The organism is Streptomyces sp. CNS606, assembly GCF_000426325.1.
In genome coordinates this window covers 175,135-196,581 of sequence record NZ_AUFD01000008.1, presented here as the reverse complement: position 1 = coordinate 196,581, position 21,447 = coordinate 175,135, and the positions used below count along the sequence as shown (strand labels likewise).

The window sequence follows — 21,447 nt, the reverse complement described above, 5'->3', positions numbered from 1 at the left end:
GCCCTTACTTGTAGTCCTCGAGCAGCTTGCCGAACTCGTCGCCGGTCTTCTGCGCGGCGTCCTTCGGGCTGGTGCCGCCGAAGAGCACCTCGTTCATCTGGACGCGGATGGGCTCGAAGAGGGAGTTGGCCTCGGGGATCCAGGGGCGCTGGTGGGCCTTGTCGACGGCCGGCTTGAAGAACTGCACCATCGTGTCGTCCTGCACCGACTTCTCCTCGTAGACGGAGGCGCGGGTGGGCAGCAGGCTGAGCTCCTCGGTGGTCCGCTGCTGCACCTCGGCGGAGGACATGTACTTGGCGAACTCGTAGGCCGCGTCGAGGTTGGCGGAACCGGCGTAGACGGAGAGGTTCCAGCCGCCCTGCGGGGCGCCCTGGGCCTTGCTGCCGCCCGGGACGGCGGCGACGCCGAGGTTCGCGGAGTCCTCGAACGCCTTCCCCTCCAAGGCGCCCGCGATGTCCCACGGACCGTCGATCATCATCGCGACGTCGCCGTCCTGGAAGGCCTTGAGCCCGTTCTCCTGGCCGCCGGTGGCGTCGGTGACGGCGGCTCCGGAGTCGACCAGTTCCTTCATGGTGGCGAAGGCGCGGGCGCCGCCGCCGTCGTCGATGGTGATCTTCTTGTTCTTCGCGTCGACCATGTCGCCGCCCTCGCCGTAGAGGTAGGGCAGGAACCAGTACGGGTCGTCGCCGCGGAGGTAGAAGCCGTCGGCGTCGGTCTTCTGCTGGACGGTCTCGGAGACCTTCTTCAGGTCGTCGAAGGTCTTCGGCACCTCGACGCCGGCCTTCTCCAGCAGTTCCTTGTTGTAGAAGAGCCCGAGCGTGTCGGTGACCTGCGGCACGGCGTAGGTCTTGCCCTCGAACTTCGTGCTGCCGACGGGGGCGTCGAGGTAGTCGTCGGTCTCCGCGAGCGCCGGGGTGCCGTCCAGCGGCGCGAGGTAGCCGAGGTTGGCGAAGTCGGCGACCCAGGCGACCTCGGTGCGCATCACGTCCGGGGCGCCGGAGTTGCCGCCCGCCGCGTTCTTGAACTTGGCGTTGGCGTCACCGAAGTTGACGTGCACGTACTTCACGTCGACCTTGGGGTGCTTCTTCTCGAAGTCCTCGGCGATCTTCTTGTACGTGCCCTTCTCGGCATCGTTCGAGGTGTCCCAGTAGGTGACGGTGCCGGAGATCTCCCCGTCCGAACCCTTCGCGCTGTCCGTGCCGTCGCTGCCGCAAGCCGTTGCCGCAAGCGCGAGCACCGCGACCAGCGCAGTGGCCCCTATGCCACGCCGCATGTCGTCCTCCCATGGTGTGTGCCCCGGTCACCTTCAGTGGGCGCCCGGCTGCCGAGGAACGTAACAGCGTGCAAGACCTTGCGAAAGACCTTGCGGCAATTTTCTGCAAACCCGTGATGCTCGGGCGCCTGCGCGGCGCCCCGCGAGGGGGGACGCGCTGTGCACGCGGGGACGCTGCCGGTACAGTTCCGGAGCGTGACCGCACGACTGGCTGACATCGCAGCCCAGGCGGGGGTCAGCGAGGCGACGGTCAGCCGGGTGCTCAACGGCAAGCCGGGAGTCTCCGCGGCCACCCGCGAGTCCGTCCTCGCCGCCCTCGACGTCCTCGGCTACGAGCGCCCGGTGCGCCTGCGGCAGCGCAGCGCCGGCCTGGTCGGGCTGATCACCCCGGAGCTGGAGAACCCGATCTTCCCCGCCTTCGCGCAGGTGATCTCGCAGGCGCTGACCCGCCAGGGCTACACGCCGGTGCTGGCCACGCAGACGCCGGGCGGCTCCACCGAGGACGAGCTGACGGAGATGCTGGTCGACCGCGGCGTCGCGGGCATCATCTTCGTCTCCGGGCTGCACGCCGACACCACCGCGGACCCGCAGCGCTACGAGCGGCTGCGCGGCCAGGGTGTGCCGTTCGTGCTCATCAACGGCTTCTCGCCGAAGGTCCGCGCGCCCTTCGTCTCCCCGGACGACCGGGCGGCGATGCGGCTGGCCGTCACCCATCTGGTCGCCCTCGGGCACCGGATGGTGGGGCTGGCCGTCGGGCCGCGGCGTTTCGTGCCGGTGCAGCGGAAGACCGAGGGCTTTCTCCAGGCACTCCAGGAGCAGACGGGGCTCACGGGCCCGGCGGCGGAACGGATGATCGAGCACTCGCTGTACACGCTGGAGGGCGGTCAGGCAGCGGCGACGGCGCTGCTGGAACGCGGCTGCACGGCGGTGGTGTGCGCCAGCGACATGATGGCGCTGGGCGCCGTACGGGCGGCGCGGGAACGCGGGCTGGCGGTGCCTTCGCAGGTGTCGGTCATCGGGTTCGACGACTCGCCGCTGATCGCCTTCACCGACCCGCCGCTCACGACGATCCGGCAGCCGGTCCAGGCCATGGGACAGGCCGCGGTGCGGGCGCTGCTGGAGGAGGTCGGGGGCACCCCGGCACCGCACAGCGAGTTCGTCTTCCTCCCCGAACTGGTGGTCCGCGGCTCGACGGCGGCGGCCGCCCCCGAGGCCGTTCCCTGAGCCCTCCCCTCGTCCGGACGGGTGAGGCGGCGACATGAACACCCGACCGAAGGATGATCGGCGCGGGACCGGAATCTGGCAGACTGTCGTCACATGGGGGCACCGACAGCGAAGGTCAGCGTCGCCCGCCCGTCGGCCGCCGCGACACCTTCCGAGGAGACGCGTGAGGCCGGCCGGGCGGCTGGGGGGAAGCGTACGTTCGTCACCCGGATGCGGAGTCCGCGCAGGCCGAGGATCTGGTTCGAGATCGCACTGGTGGCGGTCAGCTACTGGACCTATTCCATGATCCGCAACGCGGTGCCCGAACAGCAGGCGGCGGCGATGCACAACGCCGACTGGGTCTGGCACGTCGAACACCTGCTCGGCATCGCGGTGGAGCGGTCCGTGAACCACACGGTCAACGGCGTGACATGGCTGATCGTGTCGATGAACTACTACTACGCGACGCTGCACTTCGTGGTGACCATCGGTGTCCTGGTGTGGCTGTTCCGCCGCCACCCCGGACGGTACGGAGCCACCCGGACGGTCATCTTCGCGACCACCGGCGTGGCCCTGGTCGGCTACTACCTCTTCCCGCTGGCACCGCCCCGCCTGATGGAGGGCGGCGGGTTCGTCGACACCGTGCGGGTGCACGGCACCTGGGGGTCGATGGCCTCCGGCAACCTCGCCGACATGTCCAACCAGTACGCGGCGATGCCGTCCATGCACATCGGCTGGGCGGTGTGGTGCGGCATCACCCTCGCCGTGCTGGCGAAGCCGCTGTGGGTGCGGGTGCTGGGCGTGCTCTACCCGGTCACGACGCTGGTGGTGATCGTGGCGACGGCCAACCACTTCTGGCTCGACGCCGTGGGCGGCGTGCTGTGCCTGGGCTTCGGCTACGGCCTGGCCTACACCTGGTACGGGCACCTGCCGCACCGGCTGCCCCGGCACCTCGCCCTGGCGCCAGCCGCCTCCTCGCGGCAGGCCACGGCCTGACCCGAACGGCCCAACGCGAACGGCCCGAGGCGTACGGCCCGACCCGCCGGGGCGCCCCGGGAGTCAGGCCCCGTAGAAGATCCGCTCCATCACCGCGCGGGCGCGGCGGGTCGTACGGCGGTAGTCGTCGACCATCTCGCCCGTGCCGCCGTCGTAGCCGAGGTAACGGCCCACGGCCGCCAGTTCGCGGGGCTCGGACGGGAACGTGTCTCCGGGCCGGCCGCGCACCAGCATCGCGGCGTTGCGGACCCGGGTCGCCAGCAGCCATGCCTCGTCGAGGGTCTGCGCGTCCTCGGTCTCCAGCAGCCCGGCCGCGTGCGCCGCGGCCAGCGCCTCCCGGGTGCGGGTGGTGCGCAGGCCGGGCTCGGCCCAGGCGTGCCGCAGTTGCAGCAGCTGGACGGTCCACTCCACGTCGGACAGGCCGCCGCGGCCCAGCTTGGTGTGCGTCGTGGGGTCGGCACCGCGCGGCAGCCGTTCACCCTCCATCCGCGCCTTGAGCCGCCGGATCTCGCGCTCCGCCTCCTCCCCCAGCCCTTCGGCGGGATAGCGCAGCGGGTCGACCAGGTCGGTGAACCTCCGGCCCAGCTCGGCGTCGCCGGCGACCGGCTCGGCGCGCAGCAGCGCCTGGCTCTCCCAGACCTGCGACCAGCGCTGGTAGTAGGCGGCGTAGGAGGCCAGGGTGCGTACCAGCGGCCCGGACTTGCCCTCGGGGCGCAGGTCGGCGTCGACCGGCAGCGGCGGGTCGGCGGACGGCAGCTGCAGCAGCCGCCGCATCTCGTTGGCCACGGCGAAGGCCGCCTTCGACGCCTCCTCGTCGCCGACGCCCTCGCGCGGTTCGTGCACGAACAGCACGTCGGCGTCCGAGCCGTATCCCAGCTCGCGGCCGCCGAAGCGGCCCATGCCGATCACGGCGAAGCGGGTGGGCAGTTCGTCGCCCCACTTGCCGCGCACGGCGGCGCGCAGCGCGCCCGCCAGGGTCGCCGCGTTGATGTCGGACAGCGCGGTGCCCACGCGGTCCACGCCCGGGCCGGGGTCCTCGGGGACCGGCGACTCCTCCGTCCCGTAGGCGCCGACGATGTCGGCGGCGGCCGTGCGGAACAGCTCGCGCCGCCGCACGCCGCGGGCCGCGGCGACGGCCTGCTCGGGGTCGTCGGCGCGGTTGACGGCCGCCAGGATCTCCTGGGTGAGCGCGTCGCGGCCGCGCGGCTCCAGCCGTTCGGCCGTGCCGAGCAGGGCGACGGCCTCGGGGGCCCGCAGCAACAGGTCGGGGGCGAAGCGGCCCGCCGAGAGCACCCGGGCGAGGTTCTCGGCGGCGGCGCCCTCGTCGCGGAGCAGCCGCAGGTACCAGGGGGTCTTGCCGAGGGCGTCGGAGATCTGGCGGAAGCCGAGCAGCCCGGCGTCCGGGTCGGCGGAGTCGGCGAACCAGCCCAGCAGCACCGGCAGCAGCGTCCGCTGGATGGCGGCCTTCCGGCTCACGCCGCTGGCCAGCGCCTCCAGATGACGCAGCGCGGCGGACGGGTCGGCGTAGCCCAGGGCCTCCAGCCGCTGGGTGGCGGCACGGGTGGAGAGCCGGGTCTCACCGGGCGCGAGCTGGGCGACGGCGTCCAGCAGCGGCCGGTAGAAGAGCTTCTCGTGCAGCCGCCGCACCGACGCCGCGTGCCGCCGCCACGCCTTGTGCAGCTCGGCCACCGGCTCGACCCGGAAGCCCATCGAGCGGCCGAGGCGGCGCTGGTCGGCCTCGTCCTCGGGCATCAGGTGGGTGCGGCGCATGCGGTGGAGCTGGATGCGGTGCTCCATGGTGCGCAGGAAGCGGTAGGAGGCGTCCAGCGCCGCGGCGTCCTGCCGCCCGACGTAGCCGCCTGCGGCGAGCGCCTCGAGAGCGTCGAGAGTGGTGGAGCTGCGCAGCGTGCCGTCGGAGCGGCCGTGCACGAGCTGGAGGAGCTGCACGGCGAACTCGACGTCGCGCAGGCCGCCCGGACCGAGCTTGAGTTCCCGCTCCACGTGCGCGGCCGGGATGTTGGCCTCGACGCGGCGGCGCATCTGCTGCACGTCGGGAACGAAGTTCTCCCGCTCCGCGGCCTGCCACACCATGGGCGCCACGGCCTCGCAGTACTCGCGCCCCAGGGCCGGGTCCCCGGCCACCGGGCGGGCTTTGAGCAGCGCCTGGAACTCCCAGGTCTTGGCCCACCGCTGGTAGTAGGCGACGTGGCTGGAGAGCGTACGCACCAGCGGGCCGTTGCGGCCCTCGGGGCGCAGGTTGGCGTCCACGGGCCAGATGGTGCCCTCGGGGGTGGTGTCCGAGCAGATCCGCATCAGGCGGGCGGCGAGGCGGCCGGCGGCCTGGAGCGCCTTGTCCTCTTCGGCCCCGTCGGCGGGCTCGGCGACGAAGATGACGTCCACGTCGGAGACGTAGTTCAGCTCCCGGCCGCCGCACTTGCCCATGCCGACGACGGCGAGCTTGCAGACCGCCGCGTCCTGGGGCTCCTCGCTCCGGGCCATGGCGAGCGCGGCGCGGAGGGTGGCGGTCGCCAGGTCGGCCAGCTCGGCGGCGGTCTCGGCCAGCTCGGTGGTGCCGCACACGTCGCGGGCGGCGAGCGACAGCAGGCAGCGGCGGTAGGCGACGCGCAGGGCGTCCGGGTCGGCGGCCTCCGCGAGGGCGTCCTCGAAGTCCGGCAGCCCGGGGTGGAGGTCGGCCGACTCGTAGGTGGCCAGCGCCTTCCAGTCGTGCGGGTGGCGGGCGAGGTGGTCGCCGAGCGCCTCGGAGGCGCCGAGCACGCCGAGCAGGCGGTCGCGGAGGGGCTTGGCGGTGAGCAGGGTGTCGAGGAGGGTCTGGGCGCCGTTGTCCGCGCCGCCCGCGGCGCGTTCGTCCTGCGCGGCGAGGGATTCGACGAGGTGCACGAGACCGCGCAGGGCGAGGTCGGGGTCGGCGGTGGCGCCGAGGGCGTCCAGGAGGAGCGGGGCGTCGTGGACTCCCGCGAGGGCGGGGACGTCGAGGAAGCGGCCCGCGGCGGCGGGGTCGGTGAAGCCGCGGCGGAGCAGCCGTCCGAATCGGGTGTCACGTCGGCCGCCGTGCGTGGTCACTGCGTTCCGCCTTTGCTGGTTGCGTGTGCGTTCCGGTCCCGTTTCGCCGGGTTCCGTCCCCGGCCTCGCCCGCCCCCTGCCCCCGCGGGTGAGAGGTACCCCCTTCCCGCTTCTCCGGGAGGGCAAGCCCCGCGGCCGCCGGGTGCCCGGCCTCCCTCGCTTCGGGAGGTTCCCCGGCGAGGAAGGTCCAGGTCCTGCGTGACACCGTGCGACGTCCGAGGGCGGGAGGACGAGAGCTTCCCGGCGCTACAGCACCGGGAGGGACTTGCGGAGCTCGAAGGCGGTGACCTCGGAGCGGTACTCCTCCCACTCCTGCTTCTTGTTGCGCAGGAAGAAGTCGAAGACGTGCTCCCCGAGACATTCGGCGACCAGCTCGCTGCGCTCCATCAGAGCGATCGCCTCGCCGAGGTTCTGCGGCAGCGGCTCGATGCCCATCGCGCGCCGTTCCGCGTCGGACAGCGCCCACACGTCGTCGTCCGCTCCCTCCGGCAGGTCGTAGCCCTCCTCGACGCCCTTGAGGCCGGCGGCCAGCAGCACGGCGTAGGCGAGGTAGGGGTTGGCGCCGGAGTCCAGGGAACGGACCTCGATCCGGGTGGAGCCGGTCTTGCCGGGCTTGTACATGGGGACGCGGATCAGCGCGGAGCGGTTGTTGTGGCCCCAGCAGATGTACGACGGGGACTCGCCGCCCTCGCCGGCGGTGCGCTGGGAGCCGCCCCAGATGCGCTTGTAGGAGTTGACCCACTGGTTGGTGACGGCCGAGATCTCGTCCGCGTGCCGCAGGAGGCCGGCGATGAAGGACCGCCCGACCTTGGAGAGCTGGTACGGCGCGCCGGACTCGTAGAACGCGTTGCGGTCGCCCTCGAAGAGGGAGAGGTGGGTGTGCATGCCGGAGCCGGGATACTCCGAGAACGGCTTCGGCATGAACGTCGCCTGTACGCCCTGTTCCAGCGCGACCTGCTTCATGACCAGGCGGAACGTCATGATGTTGTCGGCCGTGGACAGGGCGTCCGCGTACCGCAGGTCGATCTCCTGCTGGCCGGGGGCGCCCTCGTGGTGGGAGAACTCCACCGAGATGCCCATGTTCTCCAGCATGGTGATGGCCTGACGGCGGAAGTCCTGCCCGACGTGCTGCGGGGTGTGGTCGAAGTAGCCGGAGGAGTCGGCCGGGGTGGGGCGGCGCCCGTCCACCGGCTTGTCCTTGAGGAGGAAGAACTCGATCTCGGGGTGGGTGTAAAAGGTGAAGCCCAGGTCCGAGGCGCGTGCCAGGGTGCGCTTCAGCACGTAGCGGGGGTCGGCGTAGGAGGCGGAGCCGTCGGGCATGAGGATGTCGCAGAACATGCGGGCCGTGCCGGGTGCCTCGGCGCGCCACGGCAGGATCTGGAACGTGCTCGGGTCCGGTTTGGCGATCATGTCGGACTCGTACACGCGGGCGAAGCCCTCGATGGCGGAGCCGTCGAAGCCGATGCCCTCGTCGAAGGCCTGCTCCAGTTCCGCGGGCGCCACCGCGACGGATTTCAGGAAGCCGAGGACGTCCGTGAACCAGAGGCGGACGAACCGGATGTCACGCTCCTCGAGCGTGCGGAGCACGAATTCCTGCTGCTTGTCCATTTCCACCCATCCTCGCTGCTCAGAAGCCCTTTCCGACGCCGCCGGGCACACCGCGTCACTGGATCATCCCACCACACGGTTTCCGTCGTGTTTCCCGCCACGCGCGGCACCCGGCCGTGTCCCCCGCGCCGCGGCCGGGCCCGGCGGGGCGTCGGAGCCGGGTCGCCGGAGGTGTTCCGGGTTGCGGGACCGGCACCCGGCAGGGCCGTCCGGGTGTCTCGGAGCGCCCTGAGCGGGAAGGGACCACACCGTGCCCGTACTGTCCGCAACCCTGAAGTCCGTGTCCCGCAAGTCCCTGCGGAAGCTCCGCACCGAAGTGCCCCGGCTGCGCAAGAACCCGGACGTCGTGCAGACGTTCCGGTCCACCGCCGCGGCCACTCTCGCCTTCGTCGTCGCACTGCTCCTCACCGATTCCCCGGCACCGCTGCTGGCGCCGCTGACCGCGCTGCTGGTCGTGCAGGTGACGCTGTACGCCACGCTGACCAGCGGCGTCCGGCGCGTGAACGCCGTGGTGGCCGGGGTGACCATCGCGGTGGGGTTCAGCAACATCGTGGGGCTGAGCTGGTGGAGCCTGGCGCTGCTGATCTTCGCCTCGCTGGCCGCGGGCCACCTGGTGCGCGCACACCAGTTCGTGCCCGAGGTGGCGATCAGCGCGATGCTGGTGCTCGGCGTGACCCAGCACACCGACCTGGCCCTGGTCCGCATCGTCGAGACGTTGATCGGCGCGGGCGTCGGCCTGCTGTTCAACTTCCTCTTCGTGCCGCCGGTGTGGGTCGAGCCGGCGGAGGACGAGATCCTCCAGCTGGCCCGCCGCATGTGGTGGCTGCTGCGGCACGTCGGCGACGAACTGGGCGAGCGTACGCCGGTGGAACGCATCAGCACCCAGCTCCACGCCGCCCGCCGCCTCGACCACGACGTGGGGCTGGTGGACGCCTCCCTCACGCGGGCGGAGGAGAGCCTGCGGTTCAACCCGCGGGTGAAGGAGGCGCTCCTGTCGCGGATCGTGCTCCGCACCGGGCTGGACACCCTGGAGATCTGCGCCGTGGTCGTGCGCACGACGTCCCGCACGCTCACCGACCTGGCACGGGAACGGCACGACGAGCCGCTGTTCCCGCCGGAGACGGTCGCGGCCGTCCAGGAGCTGCTGCGCCACGTCGGGGAGGCGGTGTACAGCTTCGCGGTGCTGGTCACCAGCCCCGTCAGCAGCAGCGCCGAGGAGGCCGAGACGCAGCTGCAGACCGAGCTGGCCGCCTGCGGCGCCGTACGGGAGCGGGTGGCGCAGCTGCTGCTCGCCCGCGTCCAGGAGCACCCGCGCCAGTGGCAGCTGCACGGCGCGCTGCTGGCCGAGTTCGACCGCATCCTCGACGAACTGGCCGTGGAGAAGCGGTCGTTGCGGCTCGCCGAGGAGCTGGACCGGGCGGCCCGGGAGCGCCACGACCGTCGCCGCCGCCTCGCCCTGCTGCCGCGCCTCCGCCGCGGTTGACGCGGATCGCGGCCGCTCACACGGAACGCGGCCGCGGGCCCGGTGGGAACCGGGCGGCCGCGGCCGCGTTCTCGCGCTGCTCAGTGGGTCAGGACACCACCGAGTTTCACTTCACCACGTTGAGCAGCAGGTTCGGGGAGCCCGAGCCGGGGTTGCCGACGACGTCCGGGACCGCGGCGTCGGTGAGTGCCGTGGAGACGTCCGCCGGGGTGGCGCCGGTGTTCGTCTCCAGGTAGAGCGCCGCGACGCCCGCCACGTGCGGGGTGGCCATGGAGGTGCCGGATATGGTGTTCGTCGCGTCGTCACCGGTGTTCCAGGCGGCCGTGATGTCCACGCCGGGGGCGTAGATGTCCAGCACCGAGCCGTAGTTGGAGAAGCTCGCCTGGGCGTCGGTGTCGTCGGTGGCGCCGACGGTGATGGCGTCCGGGACGCGGGCCGGCGACGAGGAGCCCGCGTCGGAGCTGTCGTTGCCCGCCGCGACGGCGAAGCTGATGCCGGCGTCGATCGCCTTCTGGACGGCCTCGTCGAGGACCGGGTCCTCCGGACCGCCCAGCGACATGTTGGCGACCGAGGGGCCGGAGGCGTTCTGGGCGACCCAGTCGATGCCGGCCACGACCTGGGCGGTGGTGCCCGAGCCCTGGTCGTCCAGCACGCGGACGCCGACGATCTTGGCCTTCTTCGCGACGCCGTGCGCCTCGCCGGCGATGGTGCTGGCGACGTGCGTGCCGTGACCGTTGCCGTCCTGGGCGACGTCGTCGTCCTCGACGGCGTCGTAGCCGTCCACGGCGCGGCCGCCGAAGTCCTGGTGGGAGACGCGGACGCCGGTGTCGATGACGTACGCGGTGACGCCCTCGCCGCCGCCGTCGGGGTAGGTGTAGGTGTCGTCCAGCGGCAGGTCCGTCTGGTCGACCCGGTCCAGGCCCCAGTTCGGGGGGTTGCTCTGCTCGCCGGTGGTGGTGAACTTCTTGTTCGCGTACACCTCGTCGACGGCCGGGTCGGCCGCGAGTTCGCGGGCCTCCTGGCCGGACATGGCGACGGCGTAGCCGTCCAGTACGCGGGTGAAGGTGTCCTTCACCTTGCCGCCGTGCTCCTCGACGACGTCCTTGCCGCTCTCGGAGCTCGCCGAGAGGGCGGACTTGTTCATCGTGACGATGTAGCTGCCCGCGACGGCCTTCTCCGACTGTGCGCCGATGACCGTGCCCTGCGGCGGGGCGGCGGTGGCGGGGAGGGCGAGGGCGGTACCGACGGCGGCCGTGGCCACGGCGGCCGAGACGGCGACGGAGATCTTGCGGCGCTTGCCGGCCGTGCGGCGGTGCGAGTTGCCCTGCGGGGACCCCTGCTGCTGAGCCATCTGGAATTCCTTTGTGTGGGGGTTCGCGCTTGTGGGGAGCGCGTGCTGCGCTGTGGGGCGCGCAGCGATCAGCAGCCAAACGCAATGTCACGAGCAGGACAAGGCGCGGAAGGAACCGGACATCCTTCGGGTGCCGCGCGTAGACGGGTCGAGTCGGTCAGCGGGCGGAGCTGTGGCCTCCGCTTCACTCTCCGAGGTCGCCCTGCGGGCGGACGGCGTCCGCCGGGCCGGGCGCGCCGCCTCCGTCGCCGGTCGACGCCCCGCGGGTGTCGGCGAGCCATCCGAGCGCCGTGGCGCGGGCTCCGAGCTGGAAGCGCGTGGCCGCACCGACCCGCTCCATGAGCGCCCGCAGCCGCCGCTGGAACGTGCGGTGGCTGACGCCGAGCTGCCGGGCCATCACCGGGTCGGTGAGCCCGGTCGTCAGCAGGGCGAGCAGCCTGGCGTCGTCCGGGTCGGGACCCTCCCGGTCGCCGTGCAGCGGCTGTGCCCGCTCCCACAGCACCTCGAACAGCCCGCCCAGGGCCTCCAGCAGTCCGGACGGGTGGACCACGACACCGCTGACGACCTCGTACGGCGTGGTGCGCAGCGGAATGACGCCGCACCGGTCGTCGGCGAGCATCAGCTTGGTGGGGGTCCCGCTCATGACGCGGGCGTCCTCGCCGAGTTCGGCGCAGGCGGCGAGATCGGTGTCGACGCTGTGGAACGGCCCGACGGTCTCCGTGCCGCGCAGGCCGGCGGTGTCGTAGATGACGCGGTAGCCGACGCCGCGACGCATCGTCTCCTCCTGGAGCGGCATCATCCCGGTCCGCGGATCGGTCCGGTCCGGGCCGGTGTTGGCGTAGGGCGGGCGGTCGATGCCGCGCACCTCGTGGCGGGCGCTGCGCTGGAGCTGGTCCACGGCCCGGATCACCGCGGCCCGCCCGATCACCACCTCCACCAGGTCCATGGGGTCGCGGGCACCGGTCGTGGCGCGGTAGCGGGTGGCGAGCAGCTGGACGTGCAGGCGGGCGCGCTGCAACTGCTCCTCGCGCGCGGTCAGCAGCGTCTCGAAGGCCACGTCCGGCGCGACGGGCAGCCAGCGGTCGGACTCGCCGCGCGCACCGGCGACCCGTTCGACGAGCCGGAGCCGCTCCAGAGAGGCCAGCACCTCCCGGGCGCGAGGGCCGGAAGGCCCCAGGGCGGCGCGGAGTTCGGGCAGGGTGACGGCGCCGTCCACCAGCGCCTCGTACGCCTGCTGCTGCACGGGGTCCAGATCGAGAGCCTCCAGCATGACCGGCATCCTCATGCTACTGGCGAGTTCGCGTCAATGTCGCGAACTCGCCAGTAGCTTTCTCGAGCCGACCGCCGCCTCGCTCCGGCGGAACGTTTCTCCTCCCGCCCCGGGCGGATCGCGTCAGAAAGACGATTAGGATGGGGGCGTGCATCGACTTCGTATCGCGCTGAATCAGATCGACTCCACCGTCGGCGACCTCGAGGGGAACGCCGACGCCGTCCTGCGCTGGACGCGGCACTCCGTCGAGCAGGGGGCGCACCTGGTGGCGTTCCCCGAGATGATGCTCACCGGCTATCCGGTCGAGGACCTGGCGCTGCGGTCCTCGTTCGTCGAGGCCAGCCGGGACGCGCTGCGCACGCTGGCGCGGCGGCTGGACGACGAGGGCCTGGGCGGGGTGCCGATCGTGGTCGGCTACCTCGACCGCAGCGAGCAGGCACAGCCCCGCTACGGGCAGCCCGCGGGCGCTCCGCAGAACGCCGGAGCGGTGCTGCACGGCGGCGAGGTGGTGCTCACCTACGCCAAGCACCACCTGCCCAACTACGGCGTGTTCGACGAGTTCCGGTACTTCGTGCCCGGCGAGACGCTGCCGGTGCTGCGGGTGCACGGCGTCGACGTCGCGCTGGCCATCTGCGAGGACCTGTGGCAGGACGGCGGCCGCGTCCCGGCGACCCGTACCGCCGGGGCCGGGCTGCTGCTGTCGATCAACGCCTCGCCGTACGAGCGGGAGAAGGACGACACCCGCCTGGAACTGGTGCGCAAGCGGGCGCAGGAGGCCGGCTGCACCATCGCCTACCTCGCGACGGTCGGCGGGCAGGACGAGCTGGTCTTCGACGGCGACTCCATCGTCGTCGACGCCGACGGCCGGGTCCTGGCCCGGGCACCGCAGTTCGAGGAGGGCTGCGTGGTGCTCGACCTGGAGCTGCCCGCGGCCGGGCACGTGCCCGCGGGGACGGTGGACGACGGGCTGCGCGTCGAGCACCTGACGCTGTCCGCGGGGCCGCTGCCGGCCGCCGCTCCGGAGGTCACCGGCGAGGAGGCCCCGCGCATGGAGGACCCGGAGGAGGTGTACACGGCGCTGGTCACCGGACTGCGGGCGTACGTACGGAAGAACGGCTTCCGCTCGGTGCTGATCGGGCTGTCCGGCGGCATCGACTCCGCACTCACCGCCGCCCTCGCCTGCGACGCGCTCGGCGCGGAGAACGTGTACGGCGTGGCGATGCCGTCCCGCTACTCCTCGGCGCACTCGCTCTCGGACGCGGAGGACCTCGCCCGCCGCACCGGACTCGACCTGCGCACGGTGCCCATCGCGCCGATGTTCGACGCCTACCTGGCGTCGGTCGAGCTCACCGGACTCGCGGAGGAGAACCTCCAGTCCCGGCTGCGCGGCACCCTGCTGATGGGGCTCTCCAACCAGGAGGGCCACATCGTGCTGGCGCCCGGCAACAAGTCCGAACTGGCCGTCGGCTACTCCACGCTGTACGGCGACTCGGTCGGGGCGTACGGCCCGATCAAGGACGTCTACAAGTCGACCGTGTTCGCGCTGGCCCGGTGGCGCAACCGGGCCGCCGAGGCCGCCGGCCGGACGCCGCCGATTCCGGAGAACTCCGTCAGCAAGCCGCCCAGCGCCGAACTGCGCCCCGACCAGGTGGACACGGACTCGCTGCCGGACTACGAGGTGCTGGACGGCATCCTGGCCCTGTACGTCGACCAGGACCGCGGCCGTGCGGAGATCATCGCGCAGGGCTTCGACGAGGAGACCGTGACCCGGGTGCTGCGCATGACGGACGCCGCGGAGTACAAGCGCCGCCAGTACCCGCCCGGCACCAAGATCTCCGCCAAGGGGTTCGGCAAGGACCGCCGACTCCCCGTCACCAACCGCTGGCGCGAGACCGGCACCACCGCGAGCTGAGCCGCCCGTCCGGATCGCCCGGGCCCGCGACTCCTGCTACGGCAGGTTCACGGATGCCGCGACGGGGAGGTGGTCGCTTCCGGTGCCCGGGAGCGACCAGGACGACACCGGGTCGAGGTCCTTGACCATGATCTGGTCGATGCGGGCCATGGGGAGGCTCGCCGGCCAGGAGAAGCCCATGCCGTCGCCGGCCGCGCCCTGGGTGGACCGCATCTGCGAGGTGACGGGCGCCAGGGCGCGGTCGTTCATCGTGCCGTTGAGGTCGCCGAGCAGCACCACGCGGCCGACGGGGTCGTCGGCGATCTCCCTGCCGAGCAGCCGGGCGGCGTCGTCGCGCTGGCCGGCGGTGAAGCCGGAGCGGAACTCGACCCGCACGGAGGGAAGGTGCGCGACGTACACGGCCACGTCCCCCTGCGGCGTCTGCACCGTGGCGCGCAGGGCGCGCTTCCAGCCGATGTCGATGTCGACGTGCCGGGCGTCCTCCAGCGGCTCCTTGCTCCACAGGCCGATGGTGCCGATGACGACGTGGTGCGGGTAGGCGTCGGCGAGTTCGCGTTCGTAGAGCGGGATGCGGTCGCCGGCGATCTCCTGGAGCGCGAGCACGTCGGCGCCGGAGGCCGCCAACTGGTCGGCGGCGGCGCCGGGGTCGGGGTTGGCGGCGCTCACGTTGTGCGTGACGACGGTGAGTTCGCCGCCGGAGCCGGTCTTGTCGCTGATCAGCCCGCCGAACAGACTCCACCACGCCACGGCGGGCGCCAGCAGCGCGACCAGGGCGGTGGCGGACCGCCGGACGACGGCGCCCACCAGCAGCACAGGGATCAGCAGGCCGCCCCAGGGCAGGAACGTCTCCCACAGGGAGCCGAGGTTGCCGATCACGTTGGGCACCCGGGCGTGCAGCAGGAGGAGGGCGGTCAGGCCGAGGGCCAGGGCGGCGAGCAGGACCCCGCGCCGCCACATGCCGGGAGCGCTCCAGCCGCCGCGGTTTCCTGACGAACCGCCCCGCGGCCCGCGGAAGGAGCGGCGGAACCGTCCGTGCCCCGCGCCGTCGGTCCGCTCGGCCTCCGTCATGAACGCCCGTGCCATGCGCCGTCCTCACTCGCCTCGCCTGTCCGGGGAACGATAGGTGATCGCCGGGCCGCCCGCCGACCGTGCGGGGCACGCCCCCGACCTCGCCTCCGGGCCGTGATCCGTTCCTGTCTGCAGGACGATCACGACCGCGCGCCGGGTTCCGCGAGAGGGCGTGGCGCGCCGTGCTGTGACCGAACACGCATATCCGTGCGCCCTTGCGAACGGCCGCGTCGCGGGGGTGCCGGCGCCCCTTCCGCGCGCTCTCCACCAGCGGGGATCACCCTTCGTCGCGCCCGGGAACGCACCGCGCACGGCGGAGGGGCGGGCGAGGGGCGGGCAGGGGGCTCCCGCGCGGCGTCAGGGGTTCCCCCCTTCGCCCGAACCGTGCCAGCATGGAACCGAATCCGGGGACGCCCCCAGGGGCGCCACGAGACGACGAGACACAGGAGCCAGTGCGATGACGCCTGCCCAGTCGGCACAGCCTGCCCAGCCTGAAACCTCCGCCCAGTCGGGACCGTCCGCCCAGAACCCCAGGTCGCTCTACGGCGGCGCGCAGAACCGCCGCATCACCGTCCGCGACCTGTCCGCCGCCAAGGAGCGCGGCGAGAAGTGGCCGATGCTCACCGCCTACGACGCGATGACGGCCTCGGTCTTCGACGACGCGGGCATCCCCGTCCTGCTCGTCGGCGACTCGATGGGCAACTGCCACCTCGGGTACGAGACGACCGTGCCCGTCACCATGGACGAGATCGCGATCCTCTCCGCCGCGGTCGTACGGGGCACCCGGCGCGCCCTGGTCGTCGGCGACCTGCCGTTCGGTTCGTACCAGGAGGGCCCCGAGCAGGCCCTGCGCAACGCCACCCGGCTGGTCAAGGAGGCCGGCGTCGGCGCGGTGAAGCTGGAGGGCGGCGAACGCTCGCTGCGCCAGACCGAACTGCTCGTCTCCGCCGGCATCCCGGTCATGTCCCACCTGGGCCTGACGCCGCAGTCCGTGAACGCCATGGGCTACCGCGTGCAGGGCCGTTCCGACGAGGACGCGCACCGGCTGGTCCGGGACGCGAAGGCCGCGCAGGACGCGGGCGCGTTCGCGGTGGTGCTGGAGCTGGTGCCGGCCGAGCTGGCCGCGGAGGTCACCCGTTCCCTGCACATCCCCACGGTCGGCATCGGCGCCGGCCCGGACACCGACGCGCAGGTCCTGGTCTGGACGGACATGGCGGGCCTGACGCCGGGCAGGCTGCCGCGCTTCGTGAAGCAGTACGCGCAGCTGCGGGAGACGCTGGGCGGCGCCGCGAAGGCGTTCGCCGAGGACGTCACCGGCGGCGGGTTCCCGCAGCCGGAGCACAGCTTCTCCTGACCGCGTCGCCTCCCCCGCGGCGCCGGCCCGGGTACCGGCGGCACGGGGGCGACGCACGCTCGACGTACGGCCGGCCTCCCGCCTGTAGGCGGGATGTCGGCCGTTTGTCGGTGGCGCCTGTCACCGTGGGGCCATGACGCGACAGGAAGCCACCGGCCACGGACGCAACGCCGTCGAGGTCCGCGGACTGGTGAAGCACTTCGGGGAGACGCGGGCGGTCGACGGCATCGACCTCACGGTGCGCGAGGGCACCGTCATGGGCGTCCTCGGGCCGAACGGCGCGGGCAAGACGACCCTGGTCCGGATTCTGTCCACGCTGCTGGCGCCGGACGCCGGCACGGCCACCGTGGCGGGCTACGACGTGGTGCGCCAGCCGCGCCGGCTGCGCCGCACCATCGGACTCACCGGCCAGTACGCCTCGGTGGACGAGAAGCTGTCCGGCTGGGAGAACCTCTACATGATCGGCCGGCTGCTCGACCTCCCGCGCCGGGACGCGCGCCGCCGGGCGGACGAGATGCTGGAGCGGTTCTCGCTGACGGAGGCGGCCCGCAAGCCGGTGAGCAAGTACTCCGGCGGCATGCGCCGCCGCCTCGACCTGGCCGCGTCCATGATCGGCCGCCCCCGGGTGCTGTACCTGGACGAGCCCACCACAGGTCTCGACCCGCGCACCCGCAACGAGGTGTGGGACGAGGTCAAGCACATCGTCGCCGACGGCAACACCGTGCTGCTGACCACCCAGTACATGGAGGAGGCGGAGCAGTTGGCGAGCGAGCTGACCGTCGTCGACCAGGGAAAGGTGATCGCGGAGGGCCGGGTGCCGGAGCTGAAGGCGAAGGTCGGCGGCCGCACCCTGGAGATCCGCCCGGCCGACACCGGCGACCTGCGGGCGATGGCCGGCGCGCTGGCCGAGGCGGGCCTGGACGGCATCTCCGGTGCCACGGCCGACGCGGAGCGCGGCGTCGTCAGCGTGCCGATCATCAGTGACGAGCAGCTGACCGCCGTGGTCGGGCTGCTGGGCGTGCGCGGTTTCGGGATCGCCGACATCGCCACCCATCTGCCCAGCCTGGACGAGGTGTTCCTGGCCATCACCGGCCAGCGGGCCACGCATCAGGAGTCCGAGCCCGAGAACGAGGAGGTCACGGCGTGAGCACCGCCACCGTTTCCCCCGAGGCGTCCGGTCCGGGACCGCGCGTCCCCGCTCCGTCGGTCAGGCCCGGCTCGGGCGAGGACCGGATCGGGCTGCGCGCCAACGTGCGGCACGTCGGGGCCCTGGTGCGCCGCAACGCGCTCCAGATCAAGCAGGACCCCGAGTCGATGATGGACGCACTGCTGATGCCCATCATCTTCACCCTGCTCTTCGTGTACGTCTTCGGCGGCGCCATCTCCGGCGACGCCGACCGGGACGTCTACACCGCGTACCTCATCCCCGGGATGATGGCGATGATGGGCATGAACATCGCCATGGCGGTGGGCACCGGCATCAACGAGGACTTCCGCAAGGGCGTGATGGACCGCTTCCGGTCCATGCCCATCGCCCGGTCCTCGGTGCTGATCGCGAAGGTCGTGGTGGAGATCGGCCGCATGCTGATCGCCATCGTGGTGCTGCTGACGGTCGGTTTCCTGGTCGGCTACGAGCTCCAGGGCAGCGTGCTCGGCATGCTCGCCGCGATCGGCCTGACCACGCTCTTCGGCGCGTCCCTGGTGTGGATCTTCATGCTGCTGGGTCTGACCATGCGGACCGCGCAGGCCGTGCAGGGCGTGTCCTTCCTGGTGCTGATGCCCCTGCAGTTCGGCTCGTCGGTCTTCGTGCCGACGGGCACGATGCCGGGCTGGCTGGAGGCGTTCACCGACGTCAACCCGCTCACGCACGTGGCGGACGTGTCCCGCGTGCTGATGGGCGGCACCGGCGACGTGGGCGGGCCGCTGCTGTGGACGCTGGTGTGGTCGGTCGGCCTGACCGCGGTCACCGCCCCGCTGGCCATCAACACCTTCCGCAAGAAGACCTGACCGGAGGGGGCCCGGTACTGTCGGGCCCCATGACCTCCGCTGTCGCGCCGAAACGTGAGCACCGCCGTCCGAGCCCGGTCTTCCTGGGCCTGGTGGCGGTGCTCGCGGTGTCGGGCTGGGCCGTGTGGACGGACTTCGCGCGGGCGACCGGCGTCGCGGTCTTCCTGTTCGTGGTCTCCGGCTGGATCGTCTCGCTGTGCCTCCACGAGTACGCCCACGCGCGCACGGCGCTGCATGGCGGTGACCACACGGTGGCCGCCAAGGGCTACCTGACGCTGAACCCGTTGCGGTACACGCACGCGCTGCTCAGCATCGTGCTGCCGGTGCTGTTCGTGATCCTGGGCGGCATCGGCCTGCCGGGCGGCGCGGTGTTCGTCGAGCGGGACCGCATCCGGGGCCGGCTGCGGCACAGCCTCGTCTCGGCGGCCGGGCCGCTGACCAACGTGGCCTTCGCGCTCGCGCTCACCGCGCCGTGGTGGCTGGGCACCGTCGACACGATGCCGGCGCCGTTCCGGTTCGCACTGGCGTTCCTGGCGCTGCTCCAGGTGACGGCGGCGATCCTGAACCTCCTGCCGGTCCCGGGGCTGGACGGCTACGGGGTGATCGAGCCCTGGCTGTCGCCGTCGGCCCGGAGGCAGGCGGAGCCGTTCGCACCGTTCGGCCTGCTGATCGTGTTCGCCTGCCTGTGGATCCCGGGGATCGGGGCCGTGTTCTGGGACGTCGTCGACGCGGTGCTCGGCATGCTCGGCGTGGGGCAGGGCGAGACGTACTACGGGCTGGAGTACTTCCGCTTCTGGGACGGCGACCCGTCGGCGGGCCTCGTGCCGGTGACGCTCGGCCGGTGACGCCCGCCCTCCGGGCACGTTCCGAGGGGCGGGCGCGTCACCGCCCGCGGCCGTCGCCCGGGGGCTGCTCCGCACCGGGGCCGCCGCCTTGTGCCTGCTCGCCGCCCTGTGCGGCGCGGAGCCGGCGCCAGTGGTACCACGCCATGTTCGAGGTGACGCCCGCGAGCAGTACCCAGGCGATTCCGAACCAATTCCCGTTCACGAAGGCGACCACCGCCGCGACGACGGCGAGCAGGCACAGGGCGGTGGCGGCCAGGGCGATGGACTTCGAGGGCCTGGGCGGGGTGGAGGCGGGCATGGGGGGCTGGGGCTCCCGTCGGGTGAGCAGATGGGTGTACCACTCCATTGTCCCCCACGCCGCCGCGGGGCGGACCGTCGCGGGGCGCACGTCCCCCGCGCACGCCCCGGCCGGCCGGCTCAGATGTCGGTGAGCCGCACGCCCGCGTGGGCCTTGTACCGGCGGTTGACCGAGATCAGGTTGGCGACGAGCGACTCGACCTGGTGGGCGTTGCGCAGCCGCCCGGCGAAGACGCCGCGCATGCCGGGGATGCGGCCCGCGAGGGCCTGCACGATTTCGCAGTCCGCGCGCACCTCGCCGAGCACCATCACATCGGTCTCGATCTCCTTGATGTCCGGGTCGGAGAGCAGGACCGCGGAGAGGTGGTGGAAGGCGGCGGTCACACGGGAGTCGGGCAGCAGGGCGGCGGCCTGCTCGGCGGCGCTGCCCTCCTCGGGCACCAGGGCGTAGGCGCCCTTCTTGTCGAAGCCCAGCGGGTTGACGCAGTCGACGACGAGCTTTCCGTGCAGTTCCTCGCGCAGGCTCTCCAGCGTGGCGGCGTGGCCGTCCCAGGGCACGGCGACGATCACCACGTCCGAACGGCGGGCGCACTCCGCGTTGTCCGCGCCCTCGACGCCCTGGCCGATCTCGCCGGCCGCCTCGCGGGCCCGCTCGGCCTTCCGCGACCCGATGATCACCTTCTGGCCGGCGAGGGCCAGCCGGTAGGCGAGTCCGCGGCCCTGGTCGCCGGTGCCGCCGAGCACGCCGACGGTCAGTCCGGAGACGTCGGGGAGGTCCCAGGGGTCCTTCTTGGGCGAGGGCGCTGCTGAGGAAGTCATGGGGCCGATCCTACGGTGTACGCGGACCACTTCCTACTGATGAGTAGCTTCACTGGTCGAGGGCTTCGCCACATCCTTGACGGTCCTCGCGCTCCGGAGCACGAGGGCCGCATCCCCGTTCGGGCGACGTCTCCCCCGAACCGCGACGCGCGGCACCGGCCGTACGGCAGCATGCACGCCCATGGATGCCGTACGCGTCGCCCTGCTGCGTGAAGTCCTCGCCGGGACCGAGTGGTTGCCCTCCACCCGGCGCTTCGCCGGGTCGCTGCGCTCCTCCGTCTCACCGCGCGGCGGCGGACTGCTGCTGGTCGGCACCGAGGAGCACGAACCCTGGCACCTGGCCGCCCATCTGGACGACGAGGCCGCCTGGTCCGGGCTCCCCGAGCTGTCGCCCACGCTGGTACGCCACCGGGTCCCGCCGGCCGCGCCCGCCCACCTCTCCTGCGGCCTGGCCCGACTGGAGGCGGCGGGACGCAACGAGACGCTGCTGGTGGTCGCTCCCGGTGAGCCGGGCGGCGGCCTGCTCGAACGGGTGCACGACGCGCGGCGGGCCGGCGCGACGGTCCTGGCGCTGGAGGGCGGTGCGTCGCCGGACACCAGCGGCTCGCCGGGCACCACCGAACTGGGCGGCATGGCCCACGACGCGCTCACCGCCGACCCGCAGGAGCTCGACCTCGACACGCTCCAGCATCTGGTCAGCGCGGCCGCCGGCGAAGCCGTGCCGGGACCGGGCGGGCTGACCCGCCGCTCACGGCCGTTCACCGCGGCACGGCACACGCGCGGCTTCCGCGACCGCCTCTCCCGGCTCGCCGAACGCCTCACCGCGCCACCGCCGCCGCGCTGGTGAGTCCTCCGGACCAGGTCGATAAGCAGTTGCCCC

17 protein-coding genes are annotated in these 21,447 nt (G+C 72.6%); 9 read left to right on the top strand and 8 right to left on the bottom strand.

Annotated features, from left to right (window positions below):
- Positions 1-4: 4 nt before the first annotated feature.
- Positions 5-1,273, bottom strand: coding sequence for an extracellular solute-binding protein (locus K304_RS0105985; protein WP_027763004.1), 1,269 nt, complete (start codon positions 1,271-1,273; stop codon positions 5-7).
- Between the two features lie 195 nt (positions 1,274-1,468).
- On the opposite strand from K304_RS0105985, the gene K304_RS0105980 reads away from it, so the two are divergent.
- Positions 1,469-2,497, top strand: a complete 1,029-nt coding sequence (locus K304_RS0105980) for a LacI family DNA-binding transcriptional regulator (protein ID WP_027763003.1) — start codon at positions 1,469-1,471, stop codon at positions 2,495-2,497.
- A 93-nt stretch (positions 2,498-2,590) separates the two neighbouring features.
- Positions 2,591-3,472, top strand: coding sequence for a phosphatase PAP2 family protein (locus tag K304_RS27540; RefSeq protein WP_037789333.1), 882 nt, complete (start codon positions 2,591-2,593; stop codon positions 3,470-3,472).
- Positions 3,473-3,535: 63 nt separating this feature from the next.
- Here K304_RS27540 and K304_RS0105970 read toward each other — a convergent pair whose 3' ends face one another.
- Together K304_RS0105970 and glnA are read right to left on the bottom strand one after the other, a co-directional pair.
- Positions 3,536-6,553 (bottom strand): bifunctional [glutamine synthetase] adenylyltransferase/[glutamine synthetase]-adenylyl-L-tyrosine phosphorylase, encoded by a 3,018-nt coding sequence (locus K304_RS0105970; protein ID WP_027763002.1) that lies wholly within the window; start codon positions 6,551-6,553, stop codon positions 3,536-3,538.
- A 246-nt stretch (positions 6,554-6,799) separates the two neighbouring features.
- Positions 6,800-8,161 (bottom strand): type I glutamate--ammonia ligase, encoded by a 1,362-nt coding sequence (gene glnA, locus K304_RS0105965; protein WP_027763001.1) that lies wholly within the window; start codon positions 8,159-8,161, stop codon positions 6,800-6,802.
- Between the two features lie 280 nt (positions 8,162-8,441).
- Between glnA and K304_RS0105960 the strand changes: the two genes are divergently transcribed.
- Positions 8,442-9,644 carry an aromatic acid exporter family protein gene (locus K304_RS0105960; RefSeq protein ID WP_051307991.1) on the top strand — a complete coding sequence of 401 codons (1,203 nt, stop codon included), beginning with the start codon at positions 8,442-8,444 and terminating at the stop codon, positions 9,642-9,644.
- Positions 9,645-9,750: 106 nt separating this feature from the next.
- Here the strand turns inward: K304_RS0105960 and K304_RS0105955 are convergent, their stop codons facing one another.
- Entirely contained in the window at positions 9,751-10,995 is a 1,245-nt protein-coding gene (locus tag K304_RS0105955) for a S8 family serine peptidase (protein ID WP_051307946.1), read from the bottom strand.
- 184 nt (positions 10,996-11,179) lie between these two features.
- Complete coding sequence (locus K304_RS27535; RefSeq protein WP_486591586.1) at positions 11,180-12,265, bottom strand: helix-turn-helix transcriptional regulator; 1,086 nt, start codon at positions 12,263-12,265, stop codon at positions 11,180-11,182.
- 148 nt (positions 12,266-12,413) lie between these two features.
- Here K304_RS27535 and K304_RS0105945 point away from each other — a divergent pair, with 148 nt between their 5' ends.
- Entirely contained in the window at positions 12,414-14,177 is a 1,764-nt protein-coding gene (locus K304_RS0105945; RefSeq protein WP_027762998.1) for an NAD+ synthase, read from the top strand.
- Between the two features lie 36 nt (positions 14,178-14,213).
- On the opposite strand, the gene K304_RS0105940 is transcribed toward K304_RS0105945, so the two are convergent.
- A complete protein-coding gene (locus K304_RS0105940) occupies positions 14,214-15,134 on the bottom strand; it encodes an endonuclease/exonuclease/phosphatase family protein (RefSeq protein WP_486591595.1) in 921 nt (306 codons plus the stop codon).
- A 568-nt stretch (positions 15,135-15,702) separates the two neighbouring features.
- Between K304_RS0105940 and panB the strand changes: the two genes are divergently transcribed.
- The 4 genes from panB to K304_RS0105920 all read left to right on the top strand — a co-directional run bounded on the left by panB (position 15,703) and on the right by K304_RS0105920 (position 19,451).
- Positions 15,703-16,599 carry a 3-methyl-2-oxobutanoate hydroxymethyltransferase gene (gene panB, locus K304_RS27530; protein ID WP_037789332.1) on the top strand — a complete coding sequence of 299 codons (897 nt, stop codon included), beginning with the start codon at positions 15,703-15,705 and terminating at the stop codon, positions 16,597-16,599.
- A 133-nt stretch (positions 16,600-16,732) separates the two neighbouring features.
- Positions 16,733-17,746 carry an ATP-binding cassette domain-containing protein gene (locus tag K304_RS0105930; RefSeq protein ID WP_027762996.1) on the top strand — a complete coding sequence of 338 codons (1,014 nt, stop codon included), beginning with the start codon at positions 16,733-16,735 and terminating at the stop codon, positions 17,744-17,746.
- Positions 17,743-18,606 (top strand): ABC transporter permease, encoded by an 864-nt coding sequence (locus tag K304_RS0105925; RefSeq protein WP_027762995.1) that lies wholly within the window; start codon positions 17,743-17,745, stop codon positions 18,604-18,606. Before K304_RS0105930 ends, K304_RS0105925 begins: the two co-directional genes overlap by 4 nt.
- 29 nt (positions 18,607-18,635) lie before the next feature.
- A complete protein-coding gene (locus tag K304_RS0105920; protein ID WP_027762994.1) occupies positions 18,636-19,451 on the top strand; it encodes a site-2 protease family protein in 816 nt (271 codons plus the stop codon).
- A 37-nt stretch (positions 19,452-19,488) separates the two neighbouring features.
- Here K304_RS0105920 and K304_RS27525 read toward each other — a convergent pair whose 3' ends face one another.
- Positions 19,489-19,749, bottom strand: coding sequence for a hypothetical protein (locus K304_RS27525; RefSeq protein ID WP_051307944.1), 261 nt, complete (start codon positions 19,747-19,749; stop codon positions 19,489-19,491).
- A 119-nt stretch (positions 19,750-19,868) separates the two neighbouring features.
- A complete protein-coding gene (gene npdG, locus K304_RS0105910; RefSeq protein ID WP_027762993.1) occupies positions 19,869-20,567 on the bottom strand; it encodes an NADPH-dependent F420 reductase in 699 nt (232 codons plus the stop codon).
- 181 nt (positions 20,568-20,748) lie between these two features.
- On the opposite strand from npdG, the gene K304_RS0105905 reads away from it, so the two are divergent.
- Positions 20,749-21,414: a hypothetical protein gene (locus K304_RS0105905; protein WP_027762992.1), complete on the top strand. Its 666-nt coding sequence runs from the start codon at positions 20,749-20,751 to the stop codon at positions 21,412-21,414.
- The last annotated feature ends 33 nt before the right edge of the window (positions 21,415-21,447 follow it).